This is a genomic window from Streptomyces sp. NPDC001927 (assembly GCF_053594455.1).
Window position 1 is genome coordinate 315,583 of the sequence record NZ_JBSFEN010000009.1, and the last position, 20,382, is coordinate 335,964.

The 20,382-nt window shown below is 70.5% G+C and carries 18 protein-coding genes, 1 tRNA gene and 1 riboswitch; of the genes, 11 read left to right on the forward strand and 8 right to left on the reverse strand.

Features of this window, described 5'->3' with window-relative positions; translation table 11 throughout:
* The first annotated feature begins 164 nt into the window (after nucleotides 1–164).
* Nucleotides 165–341, forward strand: a riboswitch (cyclic di-AMP (ydaO/yuaA leader).
* Between the two features lie 3 nt (nucleotides 342–344).
* From ACWCO8_RS25505 to ACWCO8_RS25535, 7 genes are all read left to right on the forward strand, one after another.
* Nucleotides 345–1,034, forward strand: coding sequence for a transglycosylase family protein (locus tag ACWCO8_RS25505; RefSeq protein ID WP_362014851.1), 690 nt, complete (start codon nucleotides 345–347; stop codon nucleotides 1,032–1,034).
* Nucleotides 1,035–1,358: 324 nt separating this feature from the next.
* The gene (gene eno, locus ACWCO8_RS25510) at nucleotides 1,359–2,645 is read left to right on the forward strand and encodes a phosphopyruvate hydratase (protein WP_362014853.1); all 1,287 of its coding nucleotides are present in this window, start codon (nucleotides 1,359–1,361) and stop codon (nucleotides 2,643–2,645) included.
* A 98-nt stretch (nucleotides 2,646–2,743) separates the two neighbouring features.
* A complete protein-coding gene (locus ACWCO8_RS25515; RefSeq protein ID WP_362014855.1) occupies nucleotides 2,744–3,208 on the forward strand; it encodes an FtsB family cell division protein in 465 nt (154 codons plus the stop codon).
* A gap of 107 nt (nucleotides 3,209–3,315) precedes the next feature.
* On the forward strand, nucleotides 3,316–3,855 hold the full coding sequence (locus ACWCO8_RS25520) for a DUF501 domain-containing protein (RefSeq protein WP_362014857.1): 540 nt from the start codon (nucleotides 3,316–3,318) through the stop codon (nucleotides 3,853–3,855).
* Entirely contained in the window at nucleotides 3,852–4,766 is a 915-nt protein-coding gene (locus tag ACWCO8_RS25525) for a Ppx/GppA phosphatase family protein (RefSeq protein ID WP_451034209.1), read from the forward strand. The genes ACWCO8_RS25520 and ACWCO8_RS25525 overlap by 4 nt, the downstream gene beginning before the upstream one ends.
* A 369-nt stretch (nucleotides 4,767–5,135) precedes the next feature.
* Nucleotides 5,136–6,524 carry an NAD(P)/FAD-dependent oxidoreductase gene (locus ACWCO8_RS25530; RefSeq protein WP_362014861.1) on the forward strand — a complete coding sequence of 463 codons (1,389 nt, stop codon included), beginning with the start codon at nucleotides 5,136–5,138 and terminating at the stop codon, nucleotides 6,522–6,524.
* A 206-nt stretch (nucleotides 6,525–6,730) separates the two neighbouring features.
* A complete protein-coding gene (locus tag ACWCO8_RS25535) occupies nucleotides 6,731–8,029 on the forward strand; it encodes a class I SAM-dependent methyltransferase (protein WP_451034210.1) in 1,299 nt (432 codons plus the stop codon).
* A gap of 87 nt (nucleotides 8,030–8,116) precedes the next feature.
* On the opposite strand, the gene ACWCO8_RS25540 is transcribed toward ACWCO8_RS25535, so the two are convergent.
* The gene (locus tag ACWCO8_RS25540; RefSeq protein WP_451034211.1) at nucleotides 8,117–10,648 is read right to left on the reverse strand and encodes an ABC transporter permease; all 2,532 of its coding nucleotides are present in this window, start codon (nucleotides 10,646–10,648) and stop codon (nucleotides 8,117–8,119) included.
* Between the two features lie 96 nt (nucleotides 10,649–10,744).
* Nucleotides 10,745–11,515, reverse strand: a complete 771-nt coding sequence (locus ACWCO8_RS25545; RefSeq protein WP_362014868.1) for an ABC transporter ATP-binding protein — start codon at nucleotides 11,513–11,515, stop codon at nucleotides 10,745–10,747.
* Nucleotides 11,516–11,927: 412 nt separating this feature from the next.
* Between ACWCO8_RS25545 and ACWCO8_RS25550 the strand changes: the two genes are divergently transcribed.
* A tRNA-Leu gene (locus tag ACWCO8_RS25550) sits at nucleotides 11,928–12,012 on the forward strand.
* A gap of 335 nt (nucleotides 12,013–12,347) precedes the next feature.
* On the forward strand, nucleotides 12,348–13,211 hold the full coding sequence (locus tag ACWCO8_RS25555) for a Bax inhibitor-1/YccA family protein (protein WP_362014871.1): 864 nt from the start codon (nucleotides 12,348–12,350) through the stop codon (nucleotides 13,209–13,211).
* A 78-nt stretch (nucleotides 13,212–13,289) separates the two neighbouring features.
* Here the strand turns inward: ACWCO8_RS25555 and ACWCO8_RS25560 are convergent, their stop codons facing one another.
* Together ACWCO8_RS25560 and ACWCO8_RS25565 are read right to left on the reverse strand one after the other, a co-directional pair.
* On the reverse strand, nucleotides 13,290–13,865 hold the full coding sequence (locus ACWCO8_RS25560; RefSeq protein ID WP_362014874.1) for a TetR/AcrR family transcriptional regulator: 576 nt from the start codon (nucleotides 13,863–13,865) through the stop codon (nucleotides 13,290–13,292).
* A gap of 62 nt (nucleotides 13,866–13,927) precedes the next feature.
* Complete coding sequence (locus ACWCO8_RS25565) at nucleotides 13,928–14,158, reverse strand: DUF4287 domain-containing protein (protein WP_355114563.1); 231 nt, start codon at nucleotides 14,156–14,158, stop codon at nucleotides 13,928–13,930.
* Nucleotides 14,159–14,258: 100 nt separating this feature from the next.
* Between ACWCO8_RS25565 and ACWCO8_RS25570 the strand changes: the two genes are divergently transcribed.
* On the forward strand, nucleotides 14,259–14,588 hold the full coding sequence (locus ACWCO8_RS25570) for a hypothetical protein (RefSeq protein WP_451034212.1): 330 nt from the start codon (nucleotides 14,259–14,261) through the stop codon (nucleotides 14,586–14,588).
* Nucleotides 14,589–14,601: 13 nt separating this feature from the next.
* On the opposite strand, the gene ACWCO8_RS25575 is transcribed toward ACWCO8_RS25570, so the two are convergent.
* From ACWCO8_RS25575 to ACWCO8_RS25585, 3 genes are all read right to left on the reverse strand, one after another.
* A complete protein-coding gene (locus ACWCO8_RS25575; RefSeq protein WP_362015050.1) occupies nucleotides 14,602–15,453 on the reverse strand; it encodes a hypothetical protein in 852 nt (283 codons plus the stop codon).
* Between the two features lie 258 nt (nucleotides 15,454–15,711).
* Nucleotides 15,712–16,932, reverse strand: a complete 1,221-nt coding sequence (locus ACWCO8_RS25580; RefSeq protein ID WP_451034213.1) for an acetyl-CoA C-acetyltransferase — start codon at nucleotides 16,930–16,932, stop codon at nucleotides 15,712–15,714.
* A gap of 170 nt (nucleotides 16,933–17,102) precedes the next feature.
* On the reverse strand, nucleotides 17,103–18,104 hold the full coding sequence (locus ACWCO8_RS25585; RefSeq protein ID WP_362015053.1) for an SGNH/GDSL hydrolase family protein: 1,002 nt from the start codon (nucleotides 18,102–18,104) through the stop codon (nucleotides 17,103–17,105).
* 119 nt (nucleotides 18,105–18,223) lie between these two features.
* On the opposite strand from ACWCO8_RS25585, the gene ACWCO8_RS25590 reads away from it, so the two are divergent.
* Nucleotides 18,224–19,624, forward strand: a complete 1,401-nt coding sequence (locus tag ACWCO8_RS25590; protein WP_451034214.1) for a cystathionine beta-synthase — start codon at nucleotides 18,224–18,226, stop codon at nucleotides 19,622–19,624.
* Nucleotides 19,625–19,963: 339 nt separating this feature from the next.
* On the opposite strand, the gene ACWCO8_RS25595 is transcribed toward ACWCO8_RS25590, so the two are convergent.
* A complete protein-coding gene (locus tag ACWCO8_RS25595; protein WP_362014885.1) occupies nucleotides 19,964–20,365 on the reverse strand; it encodes a hypothetical protein in 402 nt (133 codons plus the stop codon).
* Between the last annotated feature and the right edge of the window lie 17 nt (nucleotides 20,366–20,382).

Sequence of the window (20,382 nt, forward strand, 5' to 3'; positions counted from 1 at the left end):
CACCTGCGTAAACACCTTTCATCCCGAGGCAAGTAGGGGCGTTTTGTCCCTCATGGACGTCTTTGAACTTCCCCCGGGTCTGTGTCTACGGTCGTGACCGCTCGCCACCGCGGGCCCCGTCGACCGAAACGCCGAATCCTGCCGTCGGCCGATGGGAACAGTCGTCGCGTCAAGCGCCGTAGGCAGGAGCGGGGGACCCAAGGTAAGTGCCGTCCCCGGCCGTTGAGACAGACGGCCGAAGGAACGGCTTGGGGTGAAGCCGCGCGCTAGGTCGCGCGGCCGGGCAACTCACATCGGCCCGAACCCGACAGCTCACCTCGTAGGCGTCGGTGAGGAGAATCTCCATGCTGTTTTCCGCCAAGGGCAAACACCGTCGTCCCTCCAAGGCCACCCGTGCCGTCGCTCTCGCCGGTGTCGCCGGCGTCGCCGTCGCCGCCCCTCTGATGGGCGCCGGCACCGCCTCGGCCGCCACCGTCTCCGAGTGGGACAAGGTCGCCCAGTGCGAGTCCGGCGGCAACTGGTCGATCAACACCGGCAACGGCTACTACGGCGGCCTGCAGTTCTCCAGCTCCACCTGGGCCGCCTTCGGTGGCACCGCGTACGCCGCGAGCGCCGACCAGGCCTCCAAGTCGCAGCAGATCGCCATCGCCGAGAAGGTCCTCGCCGGTCAGGGCAAGGGCGCCTGGCCGAGCTGTGGCGTGGGCCTCTCGGCCGCCTCCCCCGGTGCCGCTCCCGTCGAGGAGAGCGCGCCGAAGCCGGAGCGCAAGGCCGAGCAGCCGACGACCCGCAGCGAGCAGCGGACCGCCCCGAAGGCCGCGCCCAAGGCCGAGTCGAAGAAGACCGTCACCACCCCGACCGGCAAGAAGGTCAAGAAGGGCGACGGCGAGTACAAGGTCGTCTCCGGCGACACCCTGAGCACCATCGCCGCCGCCCACGACGTCAAGGGCGGCTGGGCGAAGCTCTTCGAGCTCAACAAGGACGTCGTCGAGGACGCCGACCTGATCTACCCGGGCCAGCAGCTTCACCTGAAGTGAGCCCGACGGCTCGTGTGAGTCCGGCGGCTCACGCGGGTCCTACGACCCTCCCGCGGTGACCACCCCGGTCCGGAGCGTTTCTTCCCCCGTGCGCTCCGGGCCGGGGTTCCGCGCTGTCCGGGGACTGTCGTAACGGCCCCATCGCGGTTACCGCCGAGTAGTTCTGGGGCCCTTTGGCCCGAGATGCATGCCCTTGGGTCCTTTTTCGTCCCAGGGGGCGGGCGCCCGGCTGGCTGGAGCCCTGGAGCCGGTTAGGCTCTTGTCGCAAGGCCAAAGCGACCCTGCACCGCAAGCGTCACATCTAGCGTCACATCCCAGAAGGAGATGCTCGTGCCGTCCATCGACGTCGTCGTAGCCCGGGAAATCCTGGACTCCCGAGGCAACCCCACGGTCGAGGTCGAGGTCGGCCTCGACGACGGCAGCACCGGCCGTGCTGCCGTTCCGTCCGGTGCCTCCACCGGTGCGTTCGAGGCCATTGAGCTCCGTGACGGAGACAAGAACCGCTACCAGGGCAAGGGCGTCGAGAAGGCCGTCCTCGCCGTGATCGAGCAGATCGGCCCGGAGCTCGTCGGCTACGACGCCACCGAGCAGCGCCTCATCGACCAGGCCATGTTCGACCTGGACGCCACGGACAACAAGGCCTCCCTCGGCGCCAACGCCATCCTCGGCGTCTCCCTCGCCGTCGCGCACGCCGCGTCCGAGGCCTCCGACCTCCCGCTCTTCCGCTACCTCGGCGGCCCGAACGCGCACCTGCTGCCCGTTCCGATGATGAACATCCTGAACGGCGGCTCGCACGCCGACTCCAACGTGGACATCCAGGAGTTCATGATCGCGCCGATCGGCGCGGAGTCCTTCTCCGAGGCCCTGCGCTGGGGCACGGAGGTCTACCACACCCTCAAGTCCGTCCTGAAGACCAAGGGCCTCTCCACCGGCCTCGGCGACGAGGGCGGCTTCGCCCCGAACCTGGACTCCAACCGTGAGGCGCTCGACCTCATCCTGGAGGCCATCAAGCAGGCCGGCTACGTCCCGGGCAAGGACATCGCGCTCGCGCTCGACGTCGCCGCGTCCGAGTTCTACAAGGACGGCTCGTACGCGTTCGAGGGCAAGACCCGCTCGGCCGCCGAGATGACCGAGTACTACGAGGAGCTCGTCGCCGCGTACCCGCTGGTCTCCATCGAGGACCCGCTGTTCGAGGACGACTGGGCCGGCTGGAAGGTCCTCACCGACAAGCTGGGCGCCAAGGTCCAGATCGTCGGCGACGACCTGTTCGTCACCAACCCGGAGCGCCTGGCCCGCGGCATCGAGGACGGCGCCGCCAACGCGCTGCTCGTCAAGGTCAACCAGATCGGTTCGCTGACCGAGACCCTGGACGCCGTCGAGCTGGCCCAGCGCAACGGCTTCAAGTGCATGATGTCCCACCGCTCCGGCGAGACCGAGGACGTCACCATCGCCGACCTCGCCGTCGCCACCAACTGCGGCCAGATCAAGACCGGCGCCCCGGCCCGCTCCGAGCGCGTCGCCAAGTACAACCAGCTCCTGCGCATCGAGGAGATCCTCGACGACGCGGCCGTCTACGCCGGCCGCAGCGCGTTCCCGCGCTTCAAGGGCTGATCCCGAAGGCCCCGGAGGGCCTCTCGGTTACGTACGTCCCCGCACCCGGTCCCGTACCGTGTGCGGGGACGTCCGTTCGTAATAGGGGAGGCGCGCACATGGCCCGGGACCGGTTCTCGACCGCGACCAGGATCCGGCTGCTCGGCGAGCAGACCGCCGCCCGCGTGTACCGCTCCCAGACCCGCCGCCAGGCCCGCCGCTCCCGGCTCACCGGCCGGGCGGCCTTCCTCGCCCTGGTCGTCTGCTCGCTGGTCGTCGCGCTCGCGTACCCGATGCGGCAGTACGTCTCCCAGCGCGGCGAGATCGCCGAGCAGGAGCGCCAGGCCGCCGAGGCCGCCGCGCGCGTGGAGGAGCTGCGGGACGAGAAGGCCCGGCTCCAGGACCCCGCGTACGTGCGCCGGCTCGCCCGCGAGCACCTGCACTACGTGATGCCCGGCGAGACCGGCTTCACCGTGAACGACCCCGAGGCCGAGCGCGCCCGCCGCACCGAGCAGGGCGAGGCCGAGCGCCCCTGGTACTCCGACCTCTGGGACGGCGTCGACCGCGCCGACGCGGGCCGCTGACCGAGCTCCGGCGTCGCGAGACCCGGCGGCGCGATCTCCCGCGACGCGAGATGATGGACCACCGACCGCACCCGACCGCCCCCGACGACGAGAAGACAAGACGCAGCATGGAAACGCCCCCTCCGCAGACCGCCCGCACCGAGCCGACCGAGGCGGACGTCGCCGCGTTCGAGGCCCAGCTCGGTCGCCCGCCCCGGGGGCTGCGCGCCATCGCGCACCGCTGCCCCTGCGGCAACCCGGACGTCGTCGAGACCGCGCCGCGGCTCCCGGACGGCACCCCGTTCCCCACCACGTACTACCTGACCTGCCCCCGCGCGGCCTCCGCGATCGGCACCCTCGAGGCCAACGGGGTCATGAAGGAGATGCAGGCCCGGCTCGGCACCGACCCGGAGCTCGCCGCCGCCTACCGGGCCGCGCACGAGGACTACATCGCCCGCCGTGACGCCATCGAGGTCCTGGAGGGCTTCCCGAGCGCCGGCGGCATGCCGGACCGGGTCAAGTGCCTGCACGTCCTCGTCGGCCACTCGCTGGTCGCGGGGCCCGGTGTGAACCCGTTCGGCGACGAGGCGCTCGCGATGCTGCCGGAGTGGTGGGCCAAGGGCCCGTGCGTCACCCCGTGCGCCGACGAGAAGGAGTCCGCCGAATGACCCGGGTCGCGGGCATCGACTGCGGTACGAACTCCATCCGCCTGCTCGTCGCCGACCTCGACCCCGAGACCGGTGAGCTGATCGAGCTGGACCGGCGGATGACCATCGTCCGCCTCGGCCAGGGCGTCGACAAGACCGGCCGGCTCGCCCCCGAGGCCCTGGAGCGGACCTTCGCGGCCTGCCGCGACTACGCGGCCGTCATCAAGGAACTGGGCGCCGAGCGGCTGCGGTTCGTGGCCACCTCCGCCTCCCGCGACGCCGAGAACCGCGCCGAGTTCGTGAGCGGCGTCCTGGACATCCTGGGCGTCGAGCCCGAGGTGATCACCGGCGACCAGGAGGCCGAGTTCTCCTTCACCGGCGCCACCGGCGAGCTGCACGGCACGGAGAAGTACCTCGTCGTGGACATCGGCGGCGGCTCCACCGAGTTCGTCGTCGGCAACAGCCACGTCGAGGCCGCCCGCTCCGTCGACATCGGCTGCGTCCGCCTCACCGAGCGCCATGTCCGCAGCGACCCGCCGGCCGCCGACGAGGTCGCCGCGATCCGCGCCGACATCCGGGCCGCCCTGGACCTCGCCGAGGAGACCGTGCCGATCCGCGAGGCCGGGACGCTGGTCGGGCTCGCGGGCTCGGTCACCACGGTCGCCGCGATCGCGCTCGGGCTCCAGGAGTACGACTCCGAGAAGATCCACCACTCCCGCATCCCGTACGAGAAGGTCGCCGAGATCGTCGACACGCTGCTCGCGTCCACCCACGACGAGCGCGCCGCGATCCCCGTGATGCACCCCGGACGCGTCGACGTCATCGTCGCCGGGGCGCTCGTCCTGCGGGAGATCATGGAGCGGACCGGGGCCCGCGAGGTCGTCGTCAGCGAGCACGACATCCTCGACGGAATCGCACTCTCGGTGGCATAACGGACACGCCCCGACGCCGTCCGCGACAGGGCGTCGGGAAAGTTCGTGAAGTTCTTCACAAGGAAAAGGGCCCTGACGGGGGTCGAGGAGGGCCAACTGGGCCTCCAACACCCCTGTCGGGGCTCTTTCGTAGGTCGAGGGCCGTGTTCGCTCGTTGTTTCCATCGTGTGAACGCACCCCGTGGTTCGGGGTTACCGGACCCTCTCCGGGCCAGTTCAGTAGGGGTGAACAACGTTCACCCCCGCACTGTGGTTCCTTTGCACGACCATGACCTGGGTCACGTGGGCGGCGGAGTGTAGCAGAGGTGGTCCACAACCTTGTGAAGGGGCGCACGAGCGACCCCCCTGGGAGGGGTGGATACTCGGATGCATGAGCACCACGGAGCGTCCCAGGATCCTCGTAGTAGGCGGTGGGTACGTAGGCCTGTACGCAGCACGACGCATCCTCAAGAAGATGCGTTATGCGGAAGCGACCGTCACGGTCGTCGACCCGCGCTCGTACATGACGTACCAGCCCTTCCTCCCCGAAGCCGCCGCAGGCAGCATCTCCCCGCGCCACGTCGTCGTCCCGCTGCGACGCGTCGTGCGCGGAGCCGAGGTGCTCACCGGTCGCGTCACCACCATCGACCAGGACCGCAAGGTCGCCACGATCGCGCCGCTCGTCGGCGAGGCGTACGACCTGCCGTTCGACTACCTGGTCGTCGCGATGGGCGCGGTCTCCCGCACCTTCCCGATCCCCGGCCTCGCCGAGCAGGGCATCGGCATGAAGGGCGTGGAGGAGGCCATCGGCCTCCGCAACCACGTCCTGGAGCAGCTGGACAAGGCGGACTCGACGACCAACGAGGAGGTCCGCCGCAAGGCGCTGACCTTCGTCTTCGTGGGCGGCGGCTTCGCCGGCGCGGAGACCATCGGCGAGGTCGAGGACATGGCCCGCGACGCGGCGAAGTACTACACCAACGTGAAGCGCGAGGACATGCGCTTCATCCTGGTCGACGCCGCCGACAAGATCCTTCCCGAGGTCGGCCCGGAGCTGGGCCGCTGGGGCAAGGAGCACCTCGAGGGCCGTGGCATCGAGATCTACCTCTCGACCTCCATGGACTCCTGCGTCGACGGTCACGTCGTGCTGAAGAACGGCCTCGAGGTCGACTCCAACACGATCGTGTGGACCGCGGGCGTCAAGCCCAACCCGGCGCTCGCCCGCTTCGGCCTCCCGCTCGGCCCCCGCGGCCACGTGGACGCCCAGCCGACCCTCCAGGTCACCGGCACCGACTACATCTGGGCCGCCGGCGACAACGCCCAGGTCCCGGACCTGGCCGCGATCAAGGCCGGCGTCCCGGCCGAGCGCGCCTGGTGCCCGCCGAACGCCCAGCACGCGCTGCGTCAGGCGAAGGTCCTCGGCGACAACGTGGTGTCCGGCATGCGGGGCTTCCCGCAGAAGGACTACTCGCACGCCAACAAGGGTGCTGTGGCGGGTCTCGGCCTCCACAAGGGCGTCGCGATGATCGTCATGGGCAAGATGAAGATCAAGCTCAAGGGCCGGCTCGCCTGGTACATGCACCGTGGCTACCACGGCATGGCCGTCCCGACCTGGAACCGCAAGATCCGCGTCTTCGCCGACTGGACCCTCGCGATGTTCCTGAAGCGTGAGGTCGTCTCCCTCGGTGCGATGGAGACCCCGCGCGAGGAGTTCTACGAGGCCGCCAAGCCCGCCCCGGCCCCGGCCGCCGCCGCGAGCCAGGAGAAGGCCAAGGCCTCCTAGTTCCACCTGTTCCACCCGCTTGTCCCGTAAGGGCCGTCCGCCATCCGTGGTGCGGACGGCCCTTCGGCATGTCCGAGGCGCCGTCCGAGTCTTCCGCCCGGGTGTTTTGCCGAGTCGTTGCGCGCCTACGGGACGAAAAACGCCTACGGAGGGTGTTTACGTGGTGACGAGCATTTCTGGGGCACGACATCACGGAGGTGTGCACCATGGCCGACGCCGCTTTGCGGCTGACCACTCTCGCGGAGGACCTGCTGGGGGCCCCGCTCCCGGTGCGGCTGCGAGCCTGGGACGGCACCGAAGCCGGGCCCGCGGACGGCCCCGTCCTGATCGTCCGGCACCGCCGGGCCCTGCGCCGGCTGCTGTGGAAGCCCGGCGAACTCGGCCTGGCCCGGGCGTGGGTGGCCGGTGAGATCGACGTCGAGGGCGACCTCTACACCGTTCTCGACCGGCTCGCGGGCGTCTTCTGGGACCGCGGCGAGGAGACCAGGAGCGCCCTGGAGTCCGTACGCGACCCGAAGCTGCGCGCCGCGGCCGCCGCGCTGGTCAAGCTGGCCGGGCCCTACCCGCCGCCCGCGCCGCCCGCCGAGGAGGTGCGCCGGCGCACCGGCTCCCGGCACAGCAAGCGCCGCGACAAACAGGCGATCAGTCACCACTACGACGTGGGCAACGACTTCTACGAGCTCGTCCTCGGTCCTTCGATGGTCTACTCGTGCGCGTACTGGACGGACGGGGGGAACCTGGAGGACGCCCAGCGCGACAAGCTGGACCTGATCGCCCGCAAGCTGCGCCTGAAGGAGGGGGACCGGCTCCTGGACGTCGGCTGCGGCTGGGGCTCCATGGCCATGCACGCGGCCCGCGAGTACGGCGCCCAGGTCGTCGGCGTCACCCTCTCCCGCGAGCAGGCCGCCTTCGCCCGCAAGCGGATCGCCGAGGAGGGCCTGACGGACCGGATCGAGATCCGGGTCCAGGACTACCGGGACGTCAAGGACGGCCCGTACGACGCGATTTCGTCCATCGGCATGGCCGAGCACGTGGGCGAGGTCCGCTACCGCGAGTACGCCGACATACTGCACTCCCTGCTCAAGCCCGGCGGTCGGCTGCTCAACCACCAGATCTCCCGCCGCCCCGAGCCGGACGAGGCCGCCTACGAGGTGGACCCGTTCATCGACGCGTACGTCTTCCCCGACGGCGAACTCGCCCCGATGGGCCGCACGCTGACGACCCTTGAGGACGCCGGCTTCGAGGTGCGCGACGTGGAGGCGATCCGCGAGCACTACGCCCTGACGCTGCGCCGCTGGGTGGCCAACCTGGAGTCCGACTGGGACCGCGCCGTACGGCTCACGTCACCGGGCCGGGCGCGGATCTGGCGGCTGTACATGGCCGCGTCGGCGGTCTCCTTCGAGCGCAACAGGATCGGCGTGAACCAGTTCCTGGCGGTGAAGACGCCGGAATCCGGGACCTCGGGCGTGGCGCTGAGGCCGCGGACCTGGACGGAGAAGGCGTAGGAGCTGTAGGTACGCCGAAGGGCCGGGCTCCCGCGGGGGGAGCCCGGCCCTTCACTGTCGTACGTACCGGAGTTGCTCGGTCGTGAGCTACTCGGTCTTGATCGCGGTCAGCATGTTCAGCCTGGCCGCGCTGCGGGCCGGCCACAGGGAGGCGAGGACGCCGACCAGTCCGGCGAGGACCAGGAAGATCCCGATCCGGTCCCAGGGCAGGACCAGGGCGTAGCCCGGCAGGCTGTTCTTGAACGTCTCGCCGATCGCCCAGCCGAGGAACGAGCCGAGGCCGATGCCGACCACCGCGCCGAAGAGCGAGATGACCACGGCCTCCAGACGGACCATCCGCTTCACGCGGCGTCGGTCGAGACCGATCGCCCGCAGCATGCCGATCTCCTGCTGACGCTCGAAGACGGACATGGCCAGGGTGTTGACGACGCCCAGGATCGCGATGATCAGGGCCATCGCCAGCAGGCCGTACATGATGTTCAGGAGCAGGTTGATCTGGCCGCCGAACAGGTCACGGATGTCCTTCTGGTCCATGACGGTGATGGCCGGGTTGTCGCCCATCGCCTTCGCGAGCGCCTTCTCGTTGGCCGCGGAGGCGCCGCCGTCCATCGAGACGAAGATCTGCGGGATGTACGACTCCTGCTCGTGGGCGGTGACGATCTTCGCGTCGATGACGATCGGCGAGACGAACTCGCTGTCCTCGAAGATCGCGCCGACGGTCAGCTTGCCCTTCTGCTTGTCGCCGTACTCGACCGGCAGCGTGTCGCCGACCTTCCAGCCCTGCTTGGTCGCCGTCTTGTCGGCGACCGCGATCTTGCCCTCGCGGAGGGAGCCGAGCGAGCCCTTCACGGTGTTGAGCTTGATGAGCTTCTCGATGTCGCCCGGGGTGACACCGGAGGCCGAGACGTCCTTGCCCTTGAGCGTGAACCAGCCGGACAGCTGCGGCGAGACGGCGGTGGCGCCCGGGGTCTTCTCGATCGCGGTGAGCGCGTCCTTGTTCATGCCCTGGCCGCTGGCCATGGAGATCATGTAGTCGGCGCGGATCTGCTCCGTCGTCATCTTGTCCAGGGCCGCGCCGACCGTCGTGCCGAGCACGGTGAGGCCGGTGACCAGGGTCAGACCGATGGCGAGGGCGGAGGCGGTGGCGCCGGTACGGCGCGGGTTGCGGACCGCGTTGAGACCGGCGAGCTTGCCGGAGACCCCGAAGAGACCGACGAAGAGCGGGCGGATCAGGGCAATGACCGGGCGGGACAGCAGCGGGATGAGGACGATGACGCCGATGAGGGTGGTGAAGGCACCGCCCGCGATGAACATCCGGCCGTCCTCGCCGCCCTTGCCGGCGCCGAGCACGATGAGGACCGCGCCGAGGGCGGTGATGGCGGCGCCGATGGAGTTGCGGACCACCAGGGACTTGGTCGTCGCGGCGGCGTGGACGCTGCTCATGGCGGCGACCGGCGGGATCTTCGCGGCGCGGCGGCCGGGCAGCCAGGCGGCGAACATGGTGATCAGGACGCCGACGGAGAGCGCGGCGATGAGCGGGGTGGCGGTGAGGACCAGCGGACCGCCGGGCACCTTCAGGTCGAAGGCGTTCATGCCGGCGCGGAGCCCGATGGCCATCGCGATGCCGAGGCCGTAGCCGACGGCGGAGGCGACCAGACCGACGAGACCGGCCTCGGCGAGGACGGAGCGGGTGATCTGCTTGCGCGAGGCACCGACGGCGCGCATCAGCGCGAGTTCCCTGGTGCGCTGGGCGACGAGCATGGTGAAGGTGTTGGCGATCAGGAAGACGCCGACGAAGAGGGCGATGCCGGCGAAGCCGAGCAGCACCTGCTTGAGCGCGCCGAGCCCCGACTCGATGTCCTTGGCCTGCTGGTCGGCGAGGGCCTGGCCGGTCTGGGCGGTGGCGGCCTTCGGGACGACCTTCAGGACCTCGTCGAGGAGCTTGTCGGCGTCGGTGCCGGGCTTGGCGACGACGATGGCGTCGCGGTAGAAGCCCTGCTTCACGTACAGGTTCTGCGCGACGGAGTTGTCGAAGACGACGAGGCTGCCGCCGGCCTGGACCGCGCCGTCCTCGGTCGTGAAGATGCCGGAGAGGGTGTACTCCTTCACCGGGCCGTTGGTGGCGACGCGGACGGTGTCGCCGACCTTGTAGCCGCCCTTGTCCGCGGTGTCCTTGTCCAGGGCGATCTGGTTGTCCTGGAGCGGGCCCGCGCCCTGGGTGAAGTCGTACGCCCGGTCCTTGCCGTCGGCGCCGGGGGCGAAGTTGGTGCCCTTGTTGGACCAGCCGACGCCGATCAGCTTGCCGTTCTTGTCCGGCACGCCGGCGAAGCCGTCGACGCGCCCGGTGACGGAGGCGACGCCGTCGAGCTTGCCGACCTTGTCGAGCACGGCCTGCGAGAGACCGGGCGTCTTCGCGGCCTCTTCGGGCGGCGGGTACATGTTGACGGCGACGGCGACGTCGTCGTAGCTCTTCGCGGACTGGTTGCGGAAGGCCTGGGAGAGGGTGTCGGTGAAGACCAGGGTGCCGGAGACGAAGGCGACGCCGAGCATGACGGCGAGCACGGTCATCAGCAGCCGGGCCTTGTGCGCGAGCACGTTGCGCAAGGCGGTACGGAACATGGGTGTGTGTCCTGGAGTGGGCGCCCCCGGGTGACCGGGGACGGAAACGTCTAAGGGCTGCGGTACGTGCGGGGCCTCGTGGCGGGCCCCGGTGCGTCAGCTGGTGCGGCCCTTGGCGTCGAAGGCCTTCATCCGGTCGAGGACGCCGTCCGCCGTCGGGTTCAGCATCTCGTCGACGATCCGGCCGTCCGCGAGGAAGATGACGCGGTCCGCGTAGGAGGCGGCGACCGGGTCGTGGGTGACCATGACGACGGTCTGGCCGAGCTCGCGCACCGAGTTGCGGAGGAAGCCGAGGACCTCGGCGCCGGAGCGCGAGTCCAGGTTTCCGGTCGGCTCGTCACCGAAGATGATCTCGGGGCGGGAGGCGAGGGCGCGGGCCACGGCGACGCGCTGCTGCTGGCCGCCGGAGAGCTGGGTGGGGCGGTGGCTCAGTCGGCCGGAGAGGCCGATCATGTCGATGACCTTCTCCACCCACTGCTTGTCGGGCTTGCGGCCCGCGATGTCCATGGGGAGCGTGATGTTCTCCAGGGCGGTCAGCGTGGGCAGCAGGTTGAAGGCCTGGAAGATGAAGCCGATCTTGTCCCGGCGGAGCTGGGTCAGCTGCTTGTCCTTCAGGGTGCCGAGCTCGGTGTCGCCGAGGCGCACCGAGCCGGAGCTGAAGGAGTCGAGGCCGGCGACGCAGTGCATCAGGGTCGACTTGCCGGAGCCGGAGGGGCCCATGATCGCGGTGAACTCGCCCTGCCGGAAGTCCACGGTGACGCGGTCCAGGGCGACCACCTGGGTCTCGCCCTGTCCGTAGACCTTCGAGAGATCCGTGGCGCGGGCGGCCACCGCGGTGGCGCGGGACACGGTGGGGGTGGTGGTCACGAGGCGGACTCCTGTCACTGCGGGATGTTCGGTGCTTGTTCGGGAACGACTCCATCCTGTCGAGCGTTGAGGCCCGGGTCGTCCGCCCACATGCCCGTTCCCGGGGGCGACTGGAGTCGGACCGGGACCCCGCCCCATCCTCCTGAGGTATGACGGCACCCCTGAGAGGGGTCGAGGCGGGGGTACCCCCGGGGGGATTGCCCGGTCGGGTGGCGCGGATGCGATGACTTTCCGTCATTCCCATGTACGGGCCTGTGCGCCCGCGACCCGCTCCACAGTTCGCCGGAACAGGCCCCACCTGCACTGACGCACCCTCAGACGTCAATAAAATAAGACAACATCGGGCCATCGTTCCGCTGAACGAGCGAAGCGTCCCGATAGGCTCATGTGCCAACGCGGAGCCGCGCCCCATGCCCGGATGGTGGAATGCAGACACGGCGAGCTTAAACCTCGCTGGCCTTCGGGCCGTGCCGGTTCGAGTCCGGTTCCGGGCACCACATCCTCCCAGGCGATTTTCCTCGAAGGACGGCGGCTTTCCCGGCTCCGACGTGAGACAGCCCCGACCGACCGGGGCGGTCGACCGGGGCGATCTGCGAACGGCTAGCCCGTGACGACGAACCCGCGGGTGGGCCGCCGACGGTCCGCGGCGGCCACAGTGGCGAGGGTGGCGTCAGTGGCGGCTCCACGACGGGGACCCGGCGCCGGCGTCCCGGCCTCGGCCTCGACCTCGGCTAACGATCTCGGAAAGATCCTCCCAGAGCACTAGAGAGATTCCTTTGCGTCCGCATTACTCTTGACGCAAGGCCGCGCAGTGCGGCCATGGAGGAGTGAGATGAGGAGCAGCAACCCGGTCTTCTCGCGACGGGGGTTCAGCCGCGACAACGGCTACGCCGGTTTCAACGCGCAGCAGCCGCAGGCCGGGGGCCCCGCCGTCGGAACCAACCCCTACGCGACGAACCCGTACGCGCAGGACACCCAGCTCGGCGCCCCGCAGCAGACGCGCGGCGACGTGATGACGATCGACGACGTCGTGAGCCGTACGGCCATGACGCTCGGTACGGTCGTGGTCACCGCCGCCCTCGCGTGGTTCCTGCTGCCGGTCGACGAGGCGAACCTCGGCAAGTCCTATGGCATCGCCATCGGCGCCGCCCTGGTGGCCTTCGTCCTGGCCATGGTGCAGTCCTTCAAGCGCAAGGCCTCGCCCGCGCTGATCCTGGCCTACGCGGCGTTCGAGGGTGTCTTCCTCGGCGTCATCTCGGCCACGGTCTCGACCTACATCTCGCCCGGTGTGGTCGCGCAGGCGGTCCTCGGCACGATGGCGGTCTTCGCCGGCGTGCTGATCGCGTACAAGATGCGCTGGATCCGTGTGACCCGTCGCTTCTACGGCTTCGTGATCGCGGCCGCGATCGGCTTCGTCCTGCTGATGGCGGTCAACGCCCTGTTCTCGCTCTTCGACGGCGCCGGTGACGGCCTGGGCTTCCGCAGCGGCGGCCTCGGCATCCTCTTCGGTGTCATCGGCATCATCCTCGGTGCCTGCTTCCTCGCCCTGGACTTCAAGCAGGTCGAGGACGGCGTGACCTACGGCGCCCCGCGCGAGGAGTCCTGGCTGGCGGCCTTCGGCCTCACCCTGACCCTGGTGTGGATCTACCTGGAGATGCTGCGTCTGCTGTCGATCCTGCAGGGCGACTCAGACTGACGCACCGCTGAGTGACGCGAGTGGCGTGAGTCACTCGAGGGCCCGTTCGGCTTCTGCCGGGCGGGTCCTTTCGTGTTCTCAGGTTTTCAGTGCCGCGTCCAGCAGTACCCGCGCCGCGTCCTTCGCCCTTGCCGCCGGTTCCGCGGAGCCTTCGATGCCCGCCACCGCCATCGCTCCGTTGGCCAGCAGCGCCAGCTGGTCGGCAAGCTCCGACGGAGCCCCGAGCGCGCTCGTCTGCTCCGCGAAGTAACCCCGCAACGCCTGCTTGTGGCCGCGCGCGATCGTGGTGATGTCCGGGGAGATGCCGCCCATCTCCCCGAACGTGTTGATGAACGCACAGCCCCGGAAGCCCGGGTCCGCGAACCACTCGCCCAGGTAGTCGAAGACCGCCAGCGCCCGCTCGTACGGCGTCGTGGCGTGGGCGGCCCCGTGGGCCGCGATGGCCTCCCGTACGGCGCCGTCGCGGCGGTTCAGGACCGCCCAGACCAGGTGGTCCTTGGACGGGTAGAGCTGGTACAGGCGCTTGAGCGAGACGCCGGACGCGGTGCGGATGGCGTCCATGCCGACCGCCTGGACACCGCGCTCGTCGAACAGGGCCTCCGCGGCTTCCAGGAGCCGTAGCTCGGCGGTCTCGGTGTCCGTCCGCGTGTCCATCGTCCGCTCACCTCCGGCGTGGGAGAACCAGCGTTCTCCCAGTTTAGCCGGGTGCGGGTGCGTCAGAGCAGTCTGCGGGCCGCCCTGCGGAGGTCGTACTCGTGGATGATCGCCTTCGCGTGGCCGTACGCGAGGTCGTGCTCGCCCCGGAGCCAGCTGACCTTCTCCTCGAAGCGGACGAGGGAGGGGCCTTCCTCGACGGTGCGAAGCCAGTCGGAGACTTCACGACCGGTGCAGTGCGGGATACGTGCGAGCAGGTTGCGGTGGGTCTCTTCGGAGAATGCGTGGGACATCGGCGCCTCCGGACGCGTGTTGCCGTGTGCTCCTTCCCGTCACCGTGCCTGAGCGACGGCGCGTTGGCAACAGTGCCGGACGGGCGCGTAGGGTCGCGGAGTGCTTGATACGAGTGAACTGACCGCCGCCGTCGAGCGGTTCGCCGACCGGTTGCGGGCGGCCCCGCAGAGCCGCCTCCAGCGCGGCGCCGCCGCCGAAGGGCTCGCGCTGGCCAGGGAGTTGGCGCTCCGGGCGCACCGGATCGAGAGCGGGGAGTCGGAGGGGCCGGCCATGCCGGACGCCGGCGTGTTCGTCGTCGCCGACCAACTCCTGGTCGCCGGAACCGATCTGGCCGAGGCACTACGAGCGGCCCCGGCCGTTCCCCGGGAGGGGGAACTGGGCGAGGCCGTGAGGCTGGTGCGGGAGGCCGCGGCGCGGGCGGGGGTCTAGCCCCGCCCCCGCGTCAGTGCGACGCGATCACGCGGTCCGCGAGGATGTACACGTTCTCCTCGTCCGCCTCGCCGAACGAGAACGTCAGGGCGTACGCGCCCGAGACGCCCGAGCCGCCGAGCAGGACCGGCGTGCGGCCCGCGCGCAGGGCGTCCGCGAGGCGCTCCGCGGTCTCGCGGTGGCCGGGGGTCATGCAGAGCGTGGTGCCGTCGGCGAAGACGTACACGTCGAGCGTGCCGAGCGGGCCGGGGCGTACGTCGGTCAGCGCGGTGCGCGTGTCGGCGAGCTCCTCGAGGCGGGAGACCGTGCGCTCGTGGTCGGTGACCACGGGTGTCTGGACCGGCACGAAGTCCGGGTGCGAGGGGTGGCGGCGGCGGGCCGCGGCCAGCTCGGGGGAGTCCTCGGCGTACTCGGTGAGCTCCGGGAACTCCTCCAGGACGCTGTCGACACCGGCGCCGGCGCCGTCGAGCGCGGCGGCCTCGGCCTCCATCGCCTCCAGGGCCATGGCCTCCAGGCCCACGAAGTCGGCCTGGCGCGGGACGTAGAACGGGCCGCCGTCCTCCGCGGGGCCGCCCAGGCCGCCGAGCAGCGAGGGCGCGTCAGCCGCGTCGCGGGCCTCCTGGGCCGCCCAGAAGGCGCGCGCCTCGGCGAGCTCGCGCTCGCGCTCCTCGGCCAGCGCCTCGGCGACCGCGGCGCGTATCTCCGCGGCGGGCGTCTGGCGGGCGTGCGGGACGGACACCCCGTGCGCGGCGGCGAGTTCGCCACGCAGGGCGACGACCTGCTTACGGAGACCGTGGGCAGCGCGCAGGGCGGCAGCGCCCACAACCGTTGCGGCGGCCGTGGTCACCAGCAGGGCAAGAGACATGGCGCTCACTGACGTACTCCCGATTCCGAGTCGATCCCCCGACTTCCTACATCAGCCTGCCGTGGGAGTGCGCCCCCTGTCAGTGCATTACGTCACGAAATGGACAGGTATTTGGGCCAGGTGTTTAGTCCCGTAACTGCTGTGACCTGCGGTTATGGCTCTCCCCCAGGACGTAGGTCACATCCTGGGGGAGATTCGGTCACGGCTGGGACGCGACGGGGTTAGGAGCGGGTCCTCAGGAGAGGCGCTCGATCACCGTCAGGAGAGGCGCTCGATCACCATCGCCATGCCCTGTCCGCCGCCCACGCACATGGTCTCCAGGCCGAACTGCTTGTCGTGGAACTGGAGGGAGTTGATGAGCGTGCCGGTGATGCGGGCGCCGGTCATGCCGAAGGGGTGGCCGACGGCGATCGCGCCACCGTTGACGTTCACCTTGTCCAGGTCCAGGCCGAGGTCCTGGTACGAGGGGATCACCTGGGCGGCGAAGGCCTCGTTGATCTCGGCCAGGTCGATGTCGCCGATGGTCAGGCCGGCGCGCTGGAGGGCCTGCTTGGAGGCCTCGACCGGGCCGAGGCCCATGATCTCGGGGCTGAGGCCCGAGACGCCGGTGGAGACGATGCGGGCGAGCGGGGTGAGGCCCAGCTCGGCGGCCTTGGTGTCGGACATGATCACGAGCGCGGCGGCGCCGTCGTTGAGCGGGCAGCAGTTGCCGGCGGTGACCAGGCCGTCGGGGCGGAAGACCGGCTTGAGGCCCTGCACGCCCTCCAGGGTGACCCCGGCGCGCGGACCGTCGTCCGTGCTGACGACGGTGCCGTCGGGGGTGGTGACCGGGGTGATCTCGCGCTCCCAGAAGCCGTTCTTGATGGCCTGCTCGGCGAGGTTCTGGGACCGTACGCCGAACTCGTCCATCTCCTGGCGGCTGATGCCCTTCCAGCGGGCCAGGTTCTCGGCGGTCTGGCCCATGGCGATGTACGCGTCGGGGACGAGGCCGTCCTCGCGCGGGTCGTGCCAGTTCGAGCCCTCGGACGCGGCGACGGCGGCCGTGCGGGCCTCGGCGTCGGCGAAGAGCGGGTTGTGCGTGTCGGGCCAGGAGTCGGAGTTGCCCTTCGCGAAGCTGGAGACCATCTCGACACCGGCCGAGATGAAGACGTCGCCCTCGCCCGCCTTGATGGCGTGCAGCGCCATGCGGGAGGTCTGCAGCGACGAGGAGCAGTAGCGGGTGACCGTACAGCCGGGGAGGTGGTCCATCCCCATCTGGACGGCGACGATACGGCCCAGGTTGTTGCCCTGCTCGCCGCCCGGGAGGCCACAGCCCAGCATCAGGTCGTCGATGTCGCGCGGGTCCAGCTCGGGGACCTTGGCGAGCGCCGCCTGGATGATGGTCGCGGTGAGGTCGTCGGGCCGCAGGTCCTTCAGGGAGCCCTTGAAGGCCCGGCCGATCGGGGAGCGGGCGGTCGAGACGATGACGGCTTCGGGCATCACGGCTCCAGGAGGATGCGGAGAGGGCGGACAGAACGGGAAGTTACCTGTACGTACGCGACGGGTCACCGCCTTGACGGTGTGATGCGGACCTCTTTTCTAAGCGAGCGCTCATTCGTCCATATTCCCCGCGCCCTCTCCGGACATTCCCGGACCCTGTCACTCGCCCCTCACGGGCGGTGCGCGTCCTCCGGCGAGGGCGTCGGTGCCTCCGCGGCCGTCAGCCGCCTCCGCCGCCGGTGCTTCAGGAGGGCCCACGGGGCCCGTGCGCCCGTCACCTCCGTGCCGGCCTCCCGTGCCGCCTCCGCGGCCGCCTTGGCGACCGGCAGCATGTCCTCGTGGCGGTCCGGCTCCAGCCGGTCCGTCTCCGGCCACACGCCGAGCACCGCGCACACCGTCGGCAGGACCGCCATGGCCGCCGTCGCGTACCCCTCGGCCGACGGGTGGTAGTTGTCCGCGCCGAACATCTCCCGGGGGTTCGCCGCGAACTCGGGGCCGAGCAGGTCGCCCAGCGACACCGTCCGCCCGCCCTGCTCGACCACCACGATCGTCTGCGCCGCCGCCAGCTGTCGCGACACCCGCCGGGCCATCCACCGCAGCGGCTGGTACACCGGCTCGATCGTCCCCAGGTCCGGGCAGGTCCCCACGACCACCTCCGACCCGGCGGTCCGCAGCCGCCGCACCGCGGCCGCGAGCAGCCGCACCGACTCCGTGGCCGGCATCCGGTGCGTCACGTCATTGGCGCCGATCATGATCACGCAGACGTCCGGCGGCCCGGTGGGGGCCGTGAGCAGCAGCGTCACCTGGCGCTCCAGGTCGTCCGAGCGCGCCCCCGGCAGCGCCACGTTCCGCAGCACCACCGGCCGCTCCGCGACCGCCGCGAGCCCCGAGGCGAGCAGCGCCCCCGGGGTCTGCCCCGCCCGGCGCACCCCCTGGCCCGCCGCCGTGGAATCACCCAGAAGGGCCAGCCGCAGCGGGCCCGGTCCCGGTTCCGAGGCCGCGAAGGAGCGTCCGTACAGCCCGTCCGCCCCCGGCGGCAGGGGTGCGACCCCGCCGCCCACGTTCCGCTTCGCCAGCTGCACCTCGGCCAGGACCACACCCACCGCCGCCACACCGAGCAGCCCGATGCTCCCGCCGCCGTAGGCCGCGCCCGCCGCGATCCGCCGTGCCACCCTCGCCCTCGACATGGGGGCAGTCACCTCCTTCAAGCCGTTCAGGATCTAACTGCCCCGTAACCCGCTCCGACTACGCATACGCTGGACGCACCATTACGGAGACCCCGGAGATTACGGTGCAATTCCACGACTCGATGATCAGCCTCGTCGGCAACACCCCGCTGGTGAAGCTCAACAATGTGACGGCAGGTATCCAGGCCACCGTCCTGGCCAAGGTCGAGTACTTCAACCCCGGCGGCTCGGTGAAGGACCGCATCGCCCTGCGCATGATCGAGGCCGCGGAGGAGAGCGGCGCGCTCAAGCCCGGCGGCACGATCGTCGAGCCCACGTCGGGCAACACCGGCGTCGGCCTCGCCATCGTGGCCCAGCAGAAGGGCTACAAGTGCATCTTCGTCTGCCCGGACAAGGTGTCCACGGACAAGATCAACGTGCTGCGGGCGTACGGCGCGGAGGTCGTGGTCTGCCCCACCGCGGTCGACCCCGAGCACCCGGACTCGTACTACAACGTCTCCGACCGGCTCGTCCGTGAGACCCCGGGCGCCTGGAAGCCGGACCAGTACTCCAACCCGAACAACCCGCGTTCCCACTACGAGACCACCGGTCCCGAGCTCTGGGAGCAGACGGACGGGAAGATCACCCACTTCGTCGCGGGCGTCGGCACGGGCGGCACGATCTCCGGCACGGGCAAGTACCTGAAGGAGGTCGGCGGCGGCAAGGTCACCGTCGTGGGCGCCGACCCGGAGGGCTCGGTCTACTCCGGCGGCTCCGGCCGGCCGTACCTGGTCGAGGGTGTCGGCGAGGACTTCTGGCCGACCGCGTACGACCGGAACGTGACGGACCGGATCGTCGCCGTCTCCGACAAGGACTCCTTCCAGATGACCCGCCGCCTCGCCAAGGAGGAGGGCCTCCTGGTGGGCGGCTCCTGCGGCATGGCGGTCGTCGCCGCGCTGGAGGTCGCCAAGGAGCTGGGCCCGGACGACGTCGTGGTCGTGCTCCTGCCGGACTCCGGCCGCGGCTACCTGTCGAAGATCTTCAACGACGAGTGGATGGCCGACTACGGCTTCCTGGAGGACACCACCTCCGCCACCGTCGCCGACGTCCTGCGGCACAAGGAGGGCGTGCTGCCCTCCCTCGTCCACATGCACCCCGACGAGACGGTCGGGCAGGCGATCGAGGTGCTGCGCGAGTACGGCGTCTCCCAGATGCCGATCGTCAAGCCGGGCGCCGGTCACCCGGACGTCATGGCGGCGGAGATCGTCGGCTCGGTCGTCGAGCGCGAGCTCCTCGACGCCCTGTTCACCCAGCGCGCCTCCCTGGAGGACCCGCTGGAGCGCCACATGAGCGCGCCGCTGCCGCAGGTCGGCTCCGGTGAGCCGGTCGCCGACCTGATGTCCGTACTCGGTGAGTCCGCGGACGCGGCGATCGTGCTGGTCGAGGGCAAGCCGACGGGTGTCGTCAGCCGCCAGGACCTGCTCGCCTTCCTCGCGAACGGCGGGGTGAAGGGCTCCGCGAAGTAGTCGCTACGGAGGGGGTGCCGCGTGTTCGAGCGGGCGTTCGCGAAATCGGTACGAGCGCGACACGTACGCGCAGCACCCGCTTAACACGCGTGCTGCACAGTGGTCGTTGTCGGCGTCAAGGACTACGGAGCGGCTCCCGGAACTCCTCGCGACGCCGCGGACGCGGAGACCGGCCCTGACCCGGGCCCGTGTCCCCCGCGGGGACCGCCGTCGTCCCGCCCCCCGGCCCTGGCCGGGGGTGCGGCGGTCCCCGCGCCACTCCCTCTCGTACGCGCGCTACTCCTGCGCGTACCTGGGCCTAATCCCGCGCGCACCCCGCGCCACTCCCTCGATGCCGCGTCACTCCCGCTCGTACGAGCGCTCCTCCCGGCGCAGCGGCAGCCGGTCGCGGAACGCGTGCACCGCGTTGACGCCCACGATGCCGAGCCAGGCCACGATCAGGCCCTCCAGATTGGCCTGCGTGACGGCGATCGCGGAGAGCGGGATCGCCAGGACCAGCGAGATGATCCCGAAGCCGAACCGCTCCCCGAAGCCCTCGGCCCCCGGTGTGCGGGGGCGTTCGCCGCGGGCGGTCGCCACCTGCTGCTCGCCCAGCCGGCGCCTGACCTGCCGGTCGATCGTCGCGTCCAGGCCCTTCTCCACCTTGCCGAGGAAGGAATCGACGAGGGCCGCCTCGTACTCCGTGCCCAGCTCCCGGCGGGCATGCAGGGTGGCGTCCAGTTCGTTCTTGAGCTCGTCCATGATGACCACGGTAGAGA